At 20.6% G+C, this 18,777-nt stretch carries 8 protein-coding genes and 3 pseudogenes; 1 reads left to right on the top strand and 10 read right to left on the bottom strand.

The annotated features are described in order from the left end of the window. Nucleotides 1-412: 412 nt before the first annotated feature. The 3 genes and pseudogenes from BB_RS07375 to BB_RS07365 form a co-directional block, all read right to left on the bottom strand. Nucleotides 413-844, bottom strand: coding sequence for a P52 family lipoprotein (locus BB_RS07375; RefSeq protein ID WP_002657151.1), 432 nt, complete (start codon nucleotides 842-844; stop codon nucleotides 413-415). Between the two features lie 55 nt (nucleotides 845-899). After that, a complete protein-coding gene (locus tag BB_RS07370) occupies nucleotides 900-1,892 on the bottom strand; it encodes an L-threonylcarbamoyladenylate synthase (protein WP_002657157.1) in 993 nt (330 codons plus the stop codon). 85 nt (nucleotides 1,893-1,977) lie between these two features. Beyond that, nucleotides 1,978-2,166: pseudogene (locus BB_RS07365) on the bottom strand (hypothetical protein); the annotation flags it as partial. 99 nt (nucleotides 2,167-2,265) lie between these two features. Between BB_RS07365 and BB_RS07360 the strand changes: the two are divergent. Further along, entirely contained in the window at nucleotides 2,266-2,550 is a 285-nt protein-coding gene (locus BB_RS07360; protein ID WP_014023068.1) for a TM2 domain-containing protein, read from the top strand. 143 nt (nucleotides 2,551-2,693) lie between these two features. On the opposite strand, the pseudogene BB_RS07355 reads toward BB_RS07360, so the two are convergent. The 7 genes and pseudogenes from BB_RS07355 to BB_RS07325 form a co-directional block, all read right to left on the bottom strand. Next, a pseudogene (locus tag BB_RS07355) lies at nucleotides 2,694-2,966 on the bottom strand (SUA5 subfamily protein); the annotation flags it as partial. 7 nt (nucleotides 2,967-2,973) lie between these two features. Further along, nucleotides 2,974-3,513 (bottom strand): annotated as a pseudogene (locus BB_RS07350) (plasmid maintenance protein); the annotation flags it as partial. A gap of 29 nt (nucleotides 3,514-3,542) precedes the next feature. Then, a complete protein-coding gene (locus BB_RS07345) occupies nucleotides 3,543-4,130 on the bottom strand; it encodes a chromosome replication/partitioning protein (protein WP_002657148.1) in 588 nt (195 codons plus the stop codon). Between the two features lie 10,991 nt (nucleotides 4,131-15,121). Then, the gene (locus BB_RS07340; protein ID WP_010883900.1) at nucleotides 15,122-15,910 is read right to left on the bottom strand and encodes a ParA family protein; all 789 of its coding nucleotides are present in this window, start codon (nucleotides 15,908-15,910) and stop codon (nucleotides 15,122-15,124) included. A gap of 239 nt (nucleotides 15,911-16,149) precedes the next feature. Beyond that, nucleotides 16,150-17,259: a plasmid maintenance protein gene (locus BB_RS07335; protein WP_044283695.1), complete on the bottom strand. Its 1,110-nt coding sequence runs from the start codon at nucleotides 17,257-17,259 to the stop codon at nucleotides 16,150-16,152. A 404-nt stretch (nucleotides 17,260-17,663) separates the two neighbouring features. Next, complete coding sequence (locus BB_RS07330; RefSeq protein WP_010883898.1) at nucleotides 17,664-18,032, bottom strand: plasmid maintenance protein; 369 nt, start codon at nucleotides 18,030-18,032, stop codon at nucleotides 17,664-17,666. A 127-nt stretch (nucleotides 18,033-18,159) separates the two neighbouring features. Continuing rightward, on the bottom strand, nucleotides 18,160-18,525 hold the full coding sequence (locus BB_RS07325) for a plasmid maintenance protein (protein WP_002657161.1): 366 nt from the start codon (nucleotides 18,523-18,525) through the stop codon (nucleotides 18,160-18,162). Between the last annotated feature and the right edge of the window lie 252 nt (nucleotides 18,526-18,777).

The raw sequence follows: 18,777 nt of genomic DNA, 5'->3' as shown, positions 1-18,777 counted from the left end.
AAATTAGTTTTTTTTAGTATAAGCTGTAGAGCCATTATTGGCTCCTATTTTATTAGATGCACTTGAAATTCTTTTCTTTTTTAGGAACAAATAACGCTCTTTAAATTAAAAGGCATAATGCTATAATTGCATTCTAAATCATATACAAAGGACAGTTCTTTATATCATAAGTGCAAAAATAAAGTCAGAAATTTAATAAAAAGTAGGACACTCTTCTAGAGCAGCAGAGTAACCAAAAATTAATGAAAATTTTTCTACACAAAAATCTATACAAAAACTGCCCCTTTACTGCAACATACAAAACGTGAATCTTGTATATTACAATAATAGATAATATTATTGCAACAATCCTAAATTACAAATACAGAATATGTTATTAGCCCCAAAAAGGGGCTAATACATTTACTTTAAATTACAAGTTATTCGAACCATAATTGTTCAATATTAATTTCAAATCTTTTCTTATAGCAAGAAATTTTTCATAAATCAATATTAGATAATCATCAAAATTGCTTTTATCAAGCACATACAAAAGTTTAAAAAAATCTACATCATCAAGACATAAATAGAATATGAAAACCTTATTTTCAAACACATTATCACCCAGCTTTACTTTAATTTTACGAAAAAGGTTGATTAATTCTTTAGACTTTTTTGGCCCCAAATTAAAAAAAAATTCATTTAAAATGTTTTGACTTTTATGCGGAGACAATATATTTATTGTCTCCGCATCATTTTCTATATCTAAAATCGACTCATAGAACTTATAAATAACTTTTTTTATATCTTTTAAAACACAAATTTCGACGGCATTTAATTTTAAGTACTCGAAAATGTTTTCCATTATATATGGGAAACATATAACAATTTATTAGAATAGTAAAAATTTATTAATGAATTTACATGAAATTATTTGAGCTAGCCTTTACAATTCTATTATTTATAGCATACCCTAGTTCTTCATTTTCTACTATTTCAACAATAACTTGATCATATTTTTCTTCGGCATTTACTAGCTCTTTATAAAGATTTTCTGCATATTCTATTAAAGAATCGAATAATATAATATTTTTTTTATCCCATAAAAAACTAAAAAAATAAAATTTAAAAGTGTCTCTTGTGATAAGTACTTTTGTATTCGTTTTTAAATATTTTCTTATGTTATCCCCGCGTTTAAATGTATGGACAGGTATTCTTAGCCTATAAGAAAACATTTTTTTTAAGTCTATTTTTGTTTCCTTTGCATAATTTACTTTATATCTACTGCCTAGCACTTTTTCTATCATTTTTTTTGTTATTGCACCGGGCCTTAATATTATTACATTATCTTTCGAGTCAAATTCAATAATAGTTGACTCTATGCCAATATTAGAGTCTTTATTTTTTTTTGGCATTATTATCCCTCCTACAAGCCCATTTAATTCTTTTAAAGCCATGCTAAAACTTGTTGAACTAGGCCTTTTGGATAAATTTGCTGATGATACTACAAGAGGGTTTTTCAATTTTCTAATTAAATTTAATGCGGTTTTATTTTTGGGTATTCTTATTGCCACTGTATCTAAGTTATTATTAATGAATTTAGGTATTTTTATTGATTTTTTAAGAACATAAGTTAAAGGGCCCGGACTAAACTTTTCCATTAAAATCTTAGCACTTTTAGGAACATGGCTGGATAATTCTTTTATTTTCTCTATTGTATCAACATAAAGCATTAAGGGCTCATTAATGGATTTTTTTTTTACTAAATTTATCATTCTCACTGCATATTCATCATAAATATTGGCCCCTATAGCGTAAACCGTATCTGTTGGAAATACAATAATTTCACCCATTTTGATTAATTTTAAAGCTATTTTAAATTGATCTTCACTAATTATTGGTGTTTTTATCATTTATTCTTTAGCCTCTATGGAATAATTCGTATTTTTGAACTCAATTTTCTGCACTAATCTAAATAAACTTTTCATATTTTAGCACCTAAACAACTTTTTTACTAAATTTTTCTAAATTTAGATCATGTTTTCTATTTTTTATTATTTCTAGTAATTCAAGATAATATATGCCAAATATTTTGTTGTATTTTATTTTTTTTTGGTTATTCAAATATTCTTTTATAATAGGCTTTAGAATTTCAATATTTGTTTCTTTTTTTAGTTGTTCAATAAGGAATACCAACTACATAATAAATGGAGACAATTTGTTATATAATATTAATTAAATTTAAATTAATTGGGGATTTTTTATTTTCAAAAGGAGTGTAAAACTATGTCAAAAGCTGTTGACGAAATATATTGCCATTCTTGTGGCAAGACAATTAAAAAAGATGCTGAGATTTGTATTTCTTGCGGGGTCAGAAATAAACAAACCGAAAACTACAATAAACTTGTGGTATTTTTACTATGCTTATTTCTTGGTTATTTAGGAGTTCACAGATTTTATGTAGGTAAAATAGGAACTGGTATGTTATACCTATTTACATTTGGATTTTTATATGTTGGAGCTTTAATCGATCTTATTAGAATAGCAACAAACAAGTTTGAATGTAAATAAGAAAAACAAGACTAACTTGTAGTCTTGTTTTTCTTAATATTGCCTAACAAACCAAATTCTTAAAAGAAAATCTAGATATATATATTACTAATAATGGATAATATTATTACAACAATTTAATAAATTAGCTAATTTCGAATTTATTAATAGTAAATGGATTTACTTGAACTAACTTTTATAATTCTGTGGTTTATTGAATATCCTAGTTCTTTATTTTCTACTATTTCTACAACAACTTGATTATATGTTTTTTCCGAATTTATAAGTTCTTTATAAAGATTTTGAGCATATACTTTTAAAATATCAAATATTACAATATTTTTTTTGTCCCATAAAAACCTAAAAAAATAAGATTTAAAGGTATCTTTTGTAATAAGTACTTTTGTATGCGAATTTAAATATTTTTTTATGTTGTCACCTCGTGTAATATGTATCAAATACTTTTGTGTATTTTATTTTCTTTTGGTTATTCAAATATTCTTTTACAAGTGGTTTTAGAGTTTCAATATTTATTTCTTTTTTTAGTTGTTCAATAAAAATATGGAAAATATTTATTTTTAGACTCTCATAATCTTTTTGGGGATTTTCTTTTTTTATTTCAATTGACTTTTCTAATTTACGCTTTATGTAACTTAAATCGCTATATTTATGATTTTCAATAATAAAGTGAGGTTTATATTTGTAATTTTCGTATATTTTTTGAAAATTTGTTTCTAATTGCTCTGAATTGCATCCACTTTTTTCTAATTCTTTTTGAGTGTTGCATAGAATTTCCTTTAATTTTTCTTGTTTTTCTTTACTGCAAGATTTAGTAAAGTGTATATTTTTATTTTTTGCTTTAATTTCGGTTCTTTTTATGGTTTTAAGTATTTCGATCATAGTATCTTTATCAACATTTAAATTTTTAATTTTAAATAAGAAATAATATTTCCCACAAGAACATTTAAAACAAAAATCAAGCAGAATTTTTGCAGAACTCCTTTACTTTTAATTTAATTTCTTTCATTATCATATTTAGTTACAATATCAGTCAAAACATCTTTTCTATTCTGAAAAAGTTCTTTAAAAATATAACTTGCTCTTTTTATATCTTGCTTTACAAATTCATATAATTCTTTATCCCTCATAAAAATTCTAATAGAAATATTTTTATTATCTAATTTGCTTTTATTATTATTATTAAAATCGAATGATTTTTTTTTAAAAATATGTTTTTTTATATTTTCAAAGCCTAATTCTTTAATCGTATCAATAGATATACTACCCTCTAAAATTTTTGAGTAAAGCTTTAAATAAAAAAACGCTTGGGTTTTAGCAACCACAAAAGTCTTTAAATATTGTGAAAAACTTTTAAAACCATCGTATTTATAAAGTTTTCTTGTTTTAATTTCATATAGAATTCTCATTCTTTGAATTTTAGTGTCAATTTCATTTGATAAATTCAATTTTAATTGTTCTTTTAAATCTTTGTAAACCATTAAATTTTTATCTAGATTAGTATCTAAATTTGATAAATTATCAATAATATTATGTTCAATCCTATCATTAAGAAATAATTTTTTTTTATTTTTTTTGCTCATATATATATCCTCCACATACTTAATTATGTCATATTTATGTAGTCCAGTAAACTAAACCACTTTTACTTATTATTTATAAAATATTTATTTTTATGATTTATACACTCCAAAACTAAACCACTTTTACTTATTCTTTATAAAATATCTATTTATATGATTTATGTAGTCCAGTAAACTAAACCACTTTTACTTATTCTTTATAAAATATTTATTTTTATGATTTATGTAGTCCAGTAAACTAAACCACTTTTACTTATTCTTTATGAAATATTTATTTTTATGATTTATGTAGTCCACTAAACTAAACCACTTTTACTTATTCTTTATAAAATATCTATTTATATGATTTATGTAGTCCAGTAAACTAAACCACTTTTACTTATTCTTTATAAAATATTTATTTTTATGATTTATGTAGTCCACTAAACTAAACCACTTTTACTTATTCTTTATAAAATATCTATTTATATGATTTATGTAGTCCAGTAAACTAAACCACTTTTACTTATTCTTTATAAAATATTTATTTTTATGATTTATACACTCCAAAACTAAACCACTTTTACTTATTCTTTATAAAATATTTATTTTTATGATTTATGTAGTCCACTAAACTAAACCACTTTTACTTATTCTTTATAAAATATCTATTTATATGATTTATGTAGTCCAGTAAACTAAACCACTTTTACTTATTCTTTATAAAATATTTATTTTTATGATTTATACACTCCAAAACTAAACCACTTTTACTTATTCTTTATAAAATATTTATTTTTATGATTTATGTAGTCCACTAAACTAAACCACTTTTACTTATTCTTTATGAAATATTTATTTTTATGATTTATGTAGTCCAGTAAACTAAACCACTTTTACTTATTCTTTATAAAATATCTATTTATATGATTTATGTAGTCCAGTAAACTAAACCACTTTTACTTATTATTTATAAAATATTTATTTTTATGATTTATACACTCCAGTAAACTAAACCACTTTTACTTATTCTTTATAAAATATCTATTTTTATGATTTATGTAGTCCACTAAACTAAACCACTTTTACTTATTCTTTATAAAATATTTATTTTTATGATTTATACACTCCAGTAAACTAAACCACTTTTACTTATTATTTATAAAATATTTATTTTTATGATTTATGTAGTCCACTAAACTAAACCACTTTTACTTATTATTTATAAAATATTTATTTTTATGATTTATGTAGTCCACTAAACTAAACCACTTTTACTTATTCTTTATAAAATATTTATTTTTATGATTTATACACTCCAAAACTAAACCACTTTTACTTATTATTTATAAAATATTTATTTATATGATTTATGTAGTCCACTAAACTAAACCACTTTTACTTATTATTTATAAAATATTTATTTTTATGATTTATGTAGTCCACTAAACTAAACCACTTTTACTTATTCTTTATAAAATATTTATTTTTATGATTTATGTAGTCCACTAAACTAAACCACTTTTACTTATTCTTTATAAAATATTTATTTTTATGATTTATACACTCCAAAACTAAACCACTTTTACTTATTCTTTATAAAATATTTATTTATATGATTTATGTAGTCCACTAAACTAAACCACTTTTACTTATTCTTTATAAAATATTTATTTTTATGATTTATGTAGTCCACTAAACTAAACCACTTTTACTTATTCTTTATAAAATATTTATTTTTATGATTTATACACTCCAAAACTAAACCACTTTTACTTATTCTTTATAAAATATTTATTTTTATGATTTATACACTCCAGTAAACTAAACCACTTTTACTTATTCTTTATAAAATATTTATTTTTATGATTTATACACTCCAGTAAACTAAACCACTTTTACTTATTCTTTATAAAATATTTATTTTTATGATTTATGTAGTCCAGTAAACTAAACCACTTTTACTTATTCTTTATAAAATATTTATTTTTATGATTTATACACTCCAGTAAACTAAACCACTTTTACTTATTCTTTATAAAATATTTATTTTTATGATTTATACACTCCAGTAAACTAAACCACTTTTACTTATTCTTTATAAAATATTTATTTATATGATTTATGTAGTCCAGTAAACTAAACCACTTTTACTTATTCTTTATAAAATATTTATTTTTATGATTTATGTAGTCCACTAAACTAAACCACTTTTACTTATTCTTTATAAAATATTTATTTTTATGATTTATACACTCCAGTAAACTAAACCACTTTTACTTATTCTTTATAAAATATTTATTTTTATGATTTATACACTCCAAAACTAAACCACTTTTACTTATTCTTTATAAAATATTTATTTTTATGATTTATACACTCCAGTAAACTAAACCACTTTTACTTATTCTTTATAAAATATTTATTTTTATGATTTATGTAGTCCAGTAAACTAAACCACTTTTACTTATTCTTTATAAAATATTTATTTTTATGATTTATACACTCCAAAACTAAACCACTTTTACTTATTCTTTATAAAATATTTATTTATATGATTTATACACTCCAAAACTAAACCACTTTTACTTATTCTTTATAAAATATTTATTTTTATGATTTATACACTCCAAAACTAAACCACTTTTACTTATTCTTTATAAAATATTTATTTATATGATTTATGTAGTCCACTAAACTAAACCACTTTTACTTATTCTTTATAAAATATTTATTTTTATGATTTATACACTCCAGTAAACTAAACCACTTTTACTTATTCTTTATAAAATATCTATTTATATGATTTATGTAGTCCACTAAACTAAACCACTTTTACTTATTCTTTATAAAATATTTATTTTTATGATTTATACACTCCAGTAAACTAAACCACTTTTACTTATTCTTTATAAAATATTTATTTATATGATTTATACACTCCAAAACTAAACCACTTTTACTAATTCTTTATAAAATATTTATTTTTATGATTTATACACTCCAAAACTAAACCACTTTTACTTATTATTTATGAAATATTTATTTATATGATTTATACACTCCAGTAAACTAAACCACTTTTACTTATTCTTTATGAAATATTTATTTTTATGATTTATGTAGTCCACTAAACTAAACCACTTTTACTTATTCTTTATAAAATATTTATTTTTATGATTTATACACTCCAGTAAACTAAACCACTTTTACTTATTCTTTATAAAATATTTATTTATATGATTTATGTAGTCCACTAAACTAAACCACTTTTACTTATTCTTTATAAAATATTTATTTTTATGATTTATACACTCCAGTAAACTAAACCACTTTTACTTATTCTTTATAAAATATTTATTTTTATGATTTATGTAGTCCACTAAACTAAACCACTTTTACTTATTCTTTATAAAATATTTATTTTTATGATTTATACACTCCACTAAACTAAACCACTTTTACTTATTCTTTATAAAATATTTATTTTTATGATTTATACACTCCTAAACTAAACCACTTTTACTTATTCTTTATAAAATATTTATTTATATGATTTATACACTCCTAAACTAAACCACTTTTACTTATTCTTTATAAAATATTTATTTATATGATTTATACACTCCAGTAAACTAAACCACTTTTACTTATTCTTTATAAAATATTTATTTTTATGATTTATACACTCCAGTAAACTAAACCACTTTTACTTATTCTTTATAAAATATTTATTTTTATGATTTATACACTCCAGTAAACTAAACCACTTTTACTTATTCTTTATAAAATATTTATTTTTATGATTTATGTAGTCCACTAAACTAAACCACTTTTACTTATTCTTTATAAAATATCTATTTTTATGATTTATACACTCCAGTAAACTAAACCACTTTTACTTATTCTTTATAAAATATTTATTTTTATGATTTATACACTCCACTAAACTAAACCACTTTTACTTATTATTTATAAAATATTTATTTTTATGATTTATGTAGTCCAGTAAACTAAACCACTTTTACTTATTCTTTATAAAATATTTATTTATATGATTTATACACTCCAGTAAACTAAACCACTTTTACTTATTCTTTATAAAATATTTATTTTTATGATTTATACACTCCAGTAAACTAAACCACTTTTACTTATTCTTTATAAAATATTTATTTTTATGATTTATACACTCCACTAAACTAAACCACTTTTACTTATTCTTTATAAAATATTTATTTTTATGATTTATACACTCCACTAAACTAAACCACTTTTACTTATTCTTTATAAAATATTTATTTATATGATTTATACACTCCAGTAAACTAAACCACTTTTACTTATTCTTTATAAAATATTTATTTTTATGATTTATACACTCCAGTAAACTAAACCACTTTTACTTATTCTTTATAAAATATTTATTTTTATGATTTATACACTCCAGTAAACTAAACCACTTTTACTTATTCTTTATAAAATATTTATTTATATGATTTATACACTCCACTAAACTAAACCACTTTTACTTATTCTTTATAAAATATTTATTTTTATGATTTATACACTCCACTAAACTAAACCACTTTTACTTATTCTTTATAAAATATTTATTTATATGATTTATACACTCCAAAACTAAACCACTTTTACTTATTCTTTATAAAATATTTATTTTTATGATTTATACACTCCAGTAAACTAAACCACTTTTACTTATTCTTTATAAAATATTTATTTTTATGATTTATACACTCCAAAACTACACCACTTTTACTTATTCTTTATAAAATATTTATTTTTATGATTTATACACTCCAGTAAACTAAACCACTTTTACTTATTCTTTATAAAATATTTATTTTTATGATTTATACACTCCAGTAAACTAAACCACTTTTACTTATTCTTTATAAAATATTTATTTTTATGATTTATACACTCCAGTAAACTAAACCACTTTTACTTATTCTTTATAAAATATTTATTTTTATGATTTATACACTCCAAAACTAAACCACTTTTACTTATTCTTTATAAAATATTTATTTATATGATTTATACACTCCAGTAAACTAAACCACTTTTACTTATTCTTTATGAAATATTTATTTTTATGATTTATACACTCCACTAAACTAAACCACTTTTACTTATTCTTTATAAAATATTTATTTTTATGATTTATACACTCCAGTAAACTAAACCACTTTTACTTATTCTTTATAAAATATTTATTTATATGATTTATACACTCCAAAACTAAACCACTTTTACTTATTCTTTATAAAATATTTATTTATATGATTTATACACTCCAAAACTAAACCACTTTTACTTATTCTTTATAAAATATCTATTTTTATGATTTATGTAGTCCAGTAAACTAAACCACTTTTACTTATTCTTTATAAAATATTTATTTTTATGATTTATACACTCCAGTAAACTAAACCACTTTTACTTATTCTTTATAAAATATTTATTTTTATGATTTATACACTCCAGTAAACTAAACCACTTTTACTTATTCTTTATAAAATATTTATTTTTATGATTTATACACTCCAAAACTAAACCACTTTTACTTATTCTTTATAAAATATTTATTTTTATGATTTATGTAGTCCAGTAAACTAAACCACTTTTACTTATTCTTTATAAAATATTTATTTTTATGATTTATACACTCCAAAACTAAACCACTTTTACTTATTCTTTATAAAATATTTATTTTTATGATTTATACACTCCAGTAAACTAAACCACTTTTACTTATTCTTTATAAAATATTTATTTTTATGATTTATACACTCCAGTAAACTAAACCACTTTTACTTATTCTTTATAAAATATTTATTTTTATGATTTATACACTCCAGTAAACTAAACCACTTTTACTTATTCTTTATAAAATATTTATTTATATGATTTATGTAGTCCAGTAAACTAAACCACTTTTACTTATTCTTTATAAAATATTTATTTTTATGATTTATGTAGTCCACTAAACTAAACCACTTTTACTTATTCTTTATAAAATATTTATTTTTATGATTTATACACTCCAGTAAACTAAACCACTTTTACTTATTCTTTATAAAATATTTATTTTTATGATTTATACACTCCAAAACTAAACCACTTTTACTTATTCTTTATAAAATATTTATTTTTATGATTTATGTAGTCCACTAAACTAAACCACTTTTACTTATTATTTATGAAATATTTATTTTTATGATTTATACACTCCAGTAAACTAAACCACTTTTACTTATTCTTTATAAAATATTTATTTTTATGATTTATACACTCCAAAACTAAACCACTTTTACTTATTCTTTATAAAATATTTATTTATATGATTTATACACTCCAGTAAACTAAACCACTTTTACTTATTCTTTATAAAATATTTATTTTTATGATTTATACACTCCACTAAACTAAACCACTTTTACTTATTCTTTATAAAATATTTATTTATATGATTTATACACTCCAAAACTAAACCACTTTTACTTATTCTTTATAAAATATTTATTTTTATGATTTATACACTCCAAAACTAAACCACTTTTACTTATTCTTTATAAAATATTTATTTATATGATTTATACACTCCAAAACTAAACCACTTTTACTTATTCTTTATAAAATATTTATTTTTATGATTTATGTAGTCCACTAAACTAAACCACTTTTACTTATTCTTTATAAAATATTTATTTTTATGATTTATACACTCCAAAACTAAACCACTTTTACTTATTCTTTATAAAATATTTATTTTTATGATTTATGTAGTCCACTAAACTAAACCACTTTTACTTATTCTTTATAAAATATTTATTTATATGATTTATGTAGTCCAGTAAACTAAACCACTTTTACTTATTCTTTATAAAATATTTATTTTTATGATTTATGTAGTCCAGTAAACTAAACCACTTTTACTTATTCTTTATAAAATATTTATTTTTATGATTTATACACTCCAGTAAACTAAACCACTTTTACTTATTCTTTATAAAATATTTATTTTTATGATTTATACACTCCAAAACTAAACCACTTTTACTTATTCTTTATAAAATATTTATTTATATGATTTATGTAGTCCAGTAAACTAAACCACTTTTACTTATTCTTTATGAAATATTTATTTTTATGATTTATACACTCCAGTAAACTAAACCACTTTTACTTATTCTTTATGAAATATTTATTTTTATGATTTATACACTCCAGTAAACTAAACCACTTTTACTAATTCTTTATAAAATATTTATTTTTATGATTTATGTAGTCCACTAAACTAAACCACTTTTACTTATTCTTTATAAAATATTTATTTATATGATTTATACACTCCAAAACTAAACCACTTTTACTTATTCTTTATAAAATATTTATTTATATGATTTATACACTCCAAAACTAAACCACTTTTACTTATTCTTTATGAAATATTTATTTTTATGATTTATACACTCCAGTAAACTAAACCACTTTTACTTATTCTTTATAAAATATTTATTTTTATGATTTATACACTCCAGTAAACTAAACCACTTTTACTTATTCTTTATAAAATATTTATTTTTATGATTTATACACTCCAGTAAACTAAACCACTTTTACTTATTCTTTATAAAATATTTATTTATATGATTTATGTAGTCCAGTAAACTAAACCACTTTTACTTATTCTTTATAAAATATTTATTTTTATGATTTATGTAGTCCACTAAACTAAACCACTTTTACTTATTCTTTATAAAATATTTATTTTTATGATTTATACACTCCACTAAACTAAACCACTTTTACTTATTCTTTATAAAATATTTATTTATATGATTTATACACTCCAAAACTAAACCACTTTTACTTATTCTTTATAAAATATTTATTTTTATGATTTATACACTCCAAAACTAAACCACTTTTACTTATTCTTTATAAAATATTTATTTTTATGATTTATACACTCCAAAACTAAACCACTTTTACTTATTATTTATAAAATATCTATTTATATGATTTATGTAGTCCACTAAACTAAACCACTTTTACTTATTCTTTATAAAATATCTATTTATATGATTTATGTAGTCCACTAAACTAAACCACTTTTACTTATTCTTTATAAAATATTTATTTTTATGATTTATACACTCCAGTAAACTAAACCACTTTTACTTATTCTTTATAAAATATTTATTTATATGATTTATACACTCCAAAACTAAACCACTTTTACTTATTCTTTATAAAATATTTATTTATATGATTTATACACTCCAAAACTAAACCACTTTTACTTATTCTTTATAAAATATTTATTTTTATGATTTATACACTCCACTAAACTAAACCACTTTTACTTATTCTTTATAAAATATTTATTTATATGATTTATACACTCCAGTAAACTAAACCACTTTTACTTATTATTTATAAAATATTTATTTATATGATTTATACACTCCAAAACTAAACCACTTTTACTTATTCTTTATAAAATATTTATTTTTATGATTTATACACTCCAAAACTAAACCACTTTTACTTATTATTTATGAAATATTTATTTTTATGATTTATACACTCCAGTAAACTAAACCACTTTTACTTATTCTTTATAAAATATTTATTTTTATGATTTATACACTCCAAAACTAAACCACTTTTACTTATTCTTTATAAAATATTTATTTATATGATTTATACACTCCACTAAACTAAACCACTTTTACTTATTCTTTATAAAATATTTATTTATATGATTTATGTAGTCCACTAAACTAAACCACTTTTACTTATTCTTTATGAAATATTTATTTTTATGATTTATGTAGTCCAGTAAACTAAACCACTTTTACTTATTCTTTATGAAATATTTATTTTTATGATTTATGTAGTCCAGTAAACTAAACCACTTTTACTTATTATTTATAAAATATCTATTTATATGATTTATGTAGTCCACTAAACTAAACCACTTTTACTTATTATTTATGAAATATTTATTTTTATGATTTATACACTCCAGTAAACTAAACCACTTTTACTTATTCTTTATAAAATATTTATTTTTATGATTTATACACTCCAAAACTAAACCACTTTTACTTATTCTTTATAAAATATTTATTTTTATGATTTATACACTCCAGTAAACTAAACCACTTTTACTTATTCTTTATAAAATATTTATTTTTATGATTTATACACTCCAAAACTAAACCACTTTTACTTATTATTTATGAAATATTTATTTTTATGATTTATACACTCCAGTAAACTAAACCACTTTTACTTATTCTTTATAAAATATTTATTTTTATGATTTATACACTCCAAAACTAAACCACTTTTACTTATTCTTTATAAAATATTTATTTATATGATTTATACACTCCACTAAACTAAACCACTTTTACTTATTCTTTATAAAATATTTATTTATATGATTTATGTAGTCCACTAAACTAAACCACTTTTACTTATTCTTTATGAAATATTTATTTTTATGATTTATGTAGTCCAGTAAACTAAACCACTTTTACTTATTCTTTATGAAATATTTATTTTTATGATTTATGTAGTCCAGTAAACTAAACCACTTTTACTTATTATTTATAAAATATCTATTTATATGATTTATGTAGTCCACTAAACTAAACCACTTTTACTTATTATTTATGAAATATTTATTTTTATGATTTATACACTCCAGTAAACTAAACCACTTTTACTTATTCTTTATAAAATATTTATTTTTATGATTTATACACTCCAAAACTAAACCACTTTTACTTATTCTTTATAAAATATTTATTTTTATGATTTATACACTCCAGTAAACTAAACCACTTTTACTTATTCTTTATAAAATATTTATTTTTATGATTTATACACTCCAGTAAACTAAACCACTTTTACTTATTCTTTATAAAATATTTATTTTTATGATTTATACACTCCAGTAAACTAAACCACTTTTACTTATTCTTTATAAAATATTTATTTATATGATTTATGTAGTCCAGTAAACTAAACCACTTTTACTTATTCTTTATAAAATATTTATTTTTATGATTTATGTAGTCCACTAAACTAAACCACTTTTACTTATTCTTTATAAAATATTTATTTTTATGATTTATACACTCCAGTAAACTAAACCACTTTTACTTATTCTTTATAAAATATTTATTTTTATGATTTATACACTCCAAAACTAAACCACTTTTACTTATTCTTTATAAAATATTTATTTTTATGATTTATACACTCCAGTAAACTAAACCACTTTTACTTATTCTTTATAAAATATTTATTTTTATGATTTATGTAGTCCAGTAAACTAAACCACTTTTACTTATTCTTTATAAAATATTTATTTTTATGATTTATACACTCCAAAACTAAACCACTTTTACTTATTCTTTATAAAATATTTATTTATATGATTTATACACTCCAAAACTAAACCACTTTTACTTATTCTTTATAAAATATTTATTTTTATGATTTATACACTCCAAAACTAAACCACTTTTACTTATTCTTTATAAAATATTTATTTATATGATTTATGTAGTCCACTAAACTAAACCACTTTTACTTATTCTTTATAAAATATTTATTTTTATGATTTATACACTCCAGTAAACTAAACCACTTTTACTTATTCTTTATAAAATATCTATTTATATGATTTATGTAGTCCACTAAACTAAACCACTTTTACTTATTCTTTATAAAATATTTATTTTTATGATTTATACACTCCAGTAAACTAAACCACTTTTACTTATTCTTTATAAAATATTTATTTATATGATTTATACACTCCAAAACTAAACCACTTTTACTAATTCTTTATAAAATATTTATTTTTATGATTTATACACTCCAAAACTAAACCACTTTTACTTATTATTTATGAAATATTTATTTATATGATTTATACACTCCAGTAAACTAAACCACTTTTACTTATTCTTTATGAAATATTTATTTTTATGATTTATGTACCCGAGGATATTGTGTAAAGTTTTTTTTGCCTCTTTATAATAGCTTTCTTCAGAAGAGGGCTCTATAAGTTCATTTATAAAAACTTTTATGCCATTTGAAAAATGAATCTTGCCCTTGACATAACTACCATATTTTTCATACAATAGCCTTTCTATATCTTTTAGTGTGTTTCTATTTTTGATAAATTGATTTTCCACTATGGAGGTAGTGTATATTTTTTTTTTAATAATTTGAAAATTTTCAATCATATTCATTAAAATAGTAAAACTTTCTATTGACCACCTTTCAACTTGAACTGGTATTATAATATGGTCTGTAATATTTAAGGCATTTTTAACCAAAAAATCTCTATGAGGAGGAGTATCAAGCAAAATATAATCAAATTCATAGGCCGAAATATTTTGTTCAATCCTAAGCTCTAAAACAATTTCTTTATAATCTATAGGCTCCAAATTAAAATTTTCTAAAATAGGGTGTGCGGGGATAATAAAAATATGATCATTAATTTTGCCAACACAATTATTAAAAGAAACTCCCCCTTTCAACATACTATATGTATTATATATTTCAACGTTATGAACATAATTGGAAAAATAAGACGTTATAGAATTTTGAGGGTCCATATCAACGATTAAAATTTTTTTACCCAAATCTTTAAGGAGGTACGAAAAAAGAATTGTTAACGTACTTTTTCCAACACCGCCTTTCAAACTTGCTATTGTTAAAATATTTGGTTTTTTATTCATCTATCTTCACCTAGTTTTATCTTTATATTTTAAAATTTATAGTTTTTGTATTTTAAATTAATTATGTAAAGTTTCAAGCTTTATTCTCTTAATACTTTTTAATATCAATATATTGTTGTTATTTTGAGTTTTCTAATATCCATTTTATAAAGTATTCTTATTTATGATACTTTTTACTATAAAGTATATATGTCTATTGTTCTAAATTCGGCTATTTCATGTTTTAAGCATGATAATTTTTATCCTACAGATTTTTTTCTAAATTTCTTCAAATTTGAATAATGTTTTCCATTTATTATTTCCAATAATTCGGAATAATATATTCTAAATACTTTTTTGTATTCTATTTTTTTTTGGTTATTCAAATATTCTTTTATAATAGGCTTTAGAATTTCAATATTTGTTTCTTTTTTTAGTTGTTCAATAAGAATATTAAAAATATTTGTTCTCAAATTTTTATAATCTTGTTTAGAATTTTCTTTTTTTCTTTCAATTGACTTTTCTAATTTACGCTTTATGTAACTTAGATCGCTATATTTATGATTTTCAATAATAAAGTGGGGTTTATATTTGTAATTTTCGTATATTTTTTGAAAATTTGTTTCTAATTGTTCTGAATTGTATCCACTTTTTTCTAATTCTTTTTGAGTGTTGCATAGAATTTTCTTTAATTTTTCTTGTTTTTCTTTACTGCAAGATTTAGGAAAGTAAATATTTTTATTTTTTGCTTTAATATCAGTTCTTTTTATGGTTTTAATTATTTTGATCATAGTATCTTTATCAACATTTAAATTTAATAAAATTGAAAGAATTTCTTTACATGAAAAGTTGCATTTATTGAAATAATTTATTACTTGATACTTTTCTATTTCATTAATCTTTCTTTCTTCTTTTATATTATTTTTATTACTATTACATGATTCACACTGTACACTACCCATTTTTGAATCAGAATTTTTGTTGAAATAGTTAGTAACTCTATTTTGAAATCTTGTTTCTTTTTTTTCTTTAAAGTGCTGGTTTATTTTATGATAACAATCTTTTTTAGGATAATTAAGCTTGTAATAAATTTCCGTACCCGAATTTACCCCCATATGTTGATAGTAGTTTGTTGTGACTTTTATTTCTTTTTGTAGTCTATAAATATACTTTTGCATAGTTCTTAGCGTAGAAATAGTTTGACCGTTTTTTCTTAGATTTTCATTAAAGTAATAGAGTATGGTTTTTTGTGTATATTTCTTATGTGTTTTGTTTAGATAGCATATTGTTGAAATAAGAACTATCAATTTGTATTGAACTTTATTATAACAATTTCTAGGGTTGTTATTTGTTGTTTTGATTTTATGCATTGGCAAACTCTCCTTAACGAATGAAATAAGCAATTTAAATATAACTAAATTTGCTATAAAAGTAAATACTTTTATAGCAAATTTAGTTATATTATTTAAAATTTTAGAAATTATAGTTTTCTTTTCTTTTATTAAAAATATAACTTGACTATAGTTTAATTTTGGTATACTATAAATTAGTTCGGCTTTATGCTCGAATTGACGTAATAATAAGCAATGAAGTAGGGCTTAGAGAAATTTCTTTAAAGGAAATTGTTTTAAGCCCTATTCATTTGGTGTAACATTAATTTTCCTAATTTACGGTTTATTTATATATTTTTTAGTTTTAATTGTTCTTTATTAGGCCTTTAATACTCTAAAGCATTATGCTATTTCGCAAAAATAATTTTCTGGATTATATTAGCTTAAATATTAGGATGAGAATTATAAATTTTAGTGCAACAATCTTCTAAAGGGTAAAGGAGTGTATAAAGGCCTATAAAGCTTTCATTTTCTTTATTTGTGGGACGTTTTAAGATTACTTTTGGATTTTTTTCTAATATTTCAAGATATTCTAATAGGGTTTTATAATTAACCCTAAGTTGATAAGTTTTAGCTAGAGCCTCATTAAAATTGTTTTGTATTAAGACATAATTGTAAGTTTTATTTGCACTATAAAGTAATTCTTTATTCATATGATCTAGTGTTTTGACAAGAATGATTAACTTATTCTTATTAAATTTAATTTGCTTTTTCATTCTTGCGACCAATGTATCGTTAATTACTCCATCCATAATGAATTAGCCCCCTATTATATTAAATTTATATTACAAATATGGCACAGTATTTTTTAAATTTTTTTAGCGTAAAACAATATATTTCTAAAGTTTTGAATAAGATTATTTTATAATGTATTTACAATTAAGTAGTAGTGTTCTTTTGTATAAATTGTTTTAATTCTTTGTAGAATAATTCTATTAGTTTTAACCAAATTTTTTCTAGGGTATAATTAAGTTTATAATAAATTAGAGATTGATCGTTTTTAAAATAGAATTTTGCTATGATTTTTATTTCTTTTTCTAATTGATTTAAGTATTTTTTCATTGTTGATATATTACTAGGAGGTAGATTTTTGTTTTTGAGATTTTCGTTATACTTTTTGAGTAGAGTTTTTTGAGAATAATTTTCTAATATTAAATTTATTTCAAATATTGTTTCGGTAAGAATAAGTATTCTGCATGTATGATCTATTCCTTTTTCTTGTTGTTCTTTTACAGACTTATACATAATATATAAGTATATAAAGATTATTTTGAAAATAAAGAATAAATTAAAAAAGTATTGATAATTTTCCAAAATTATAAAGTTTGGGATTTTAAAGTTAACACTTTTATGTAAAAATTACAAAAAATTAAAGTTTTACCATTTTGGGTTAAAGTTTTGTAATTTTGAAAAATTCAAGTTAAAGTTTTATTATTTTGGGTTAAAGTTTAGTATTTTCAAGTTAAATTTAGCAATTTAAAGGGTAAAGTTTTGAGT

It is taken from the genome of Borreliella burgdorferi B31 (genome assembly GCF_000008685.2).
In the GTDB taxonomy this organism is placed as follows: Bacteria; Spirochaetota; Spirochaetia; order Borreliales; family Borreliaceae; genus Borreliella; species Borreliella burgdorferi.
Note: the sequence above shows the minus strand (reverse complement) of the source record. Positions and strands in the feature narration are given on the sequence as shown.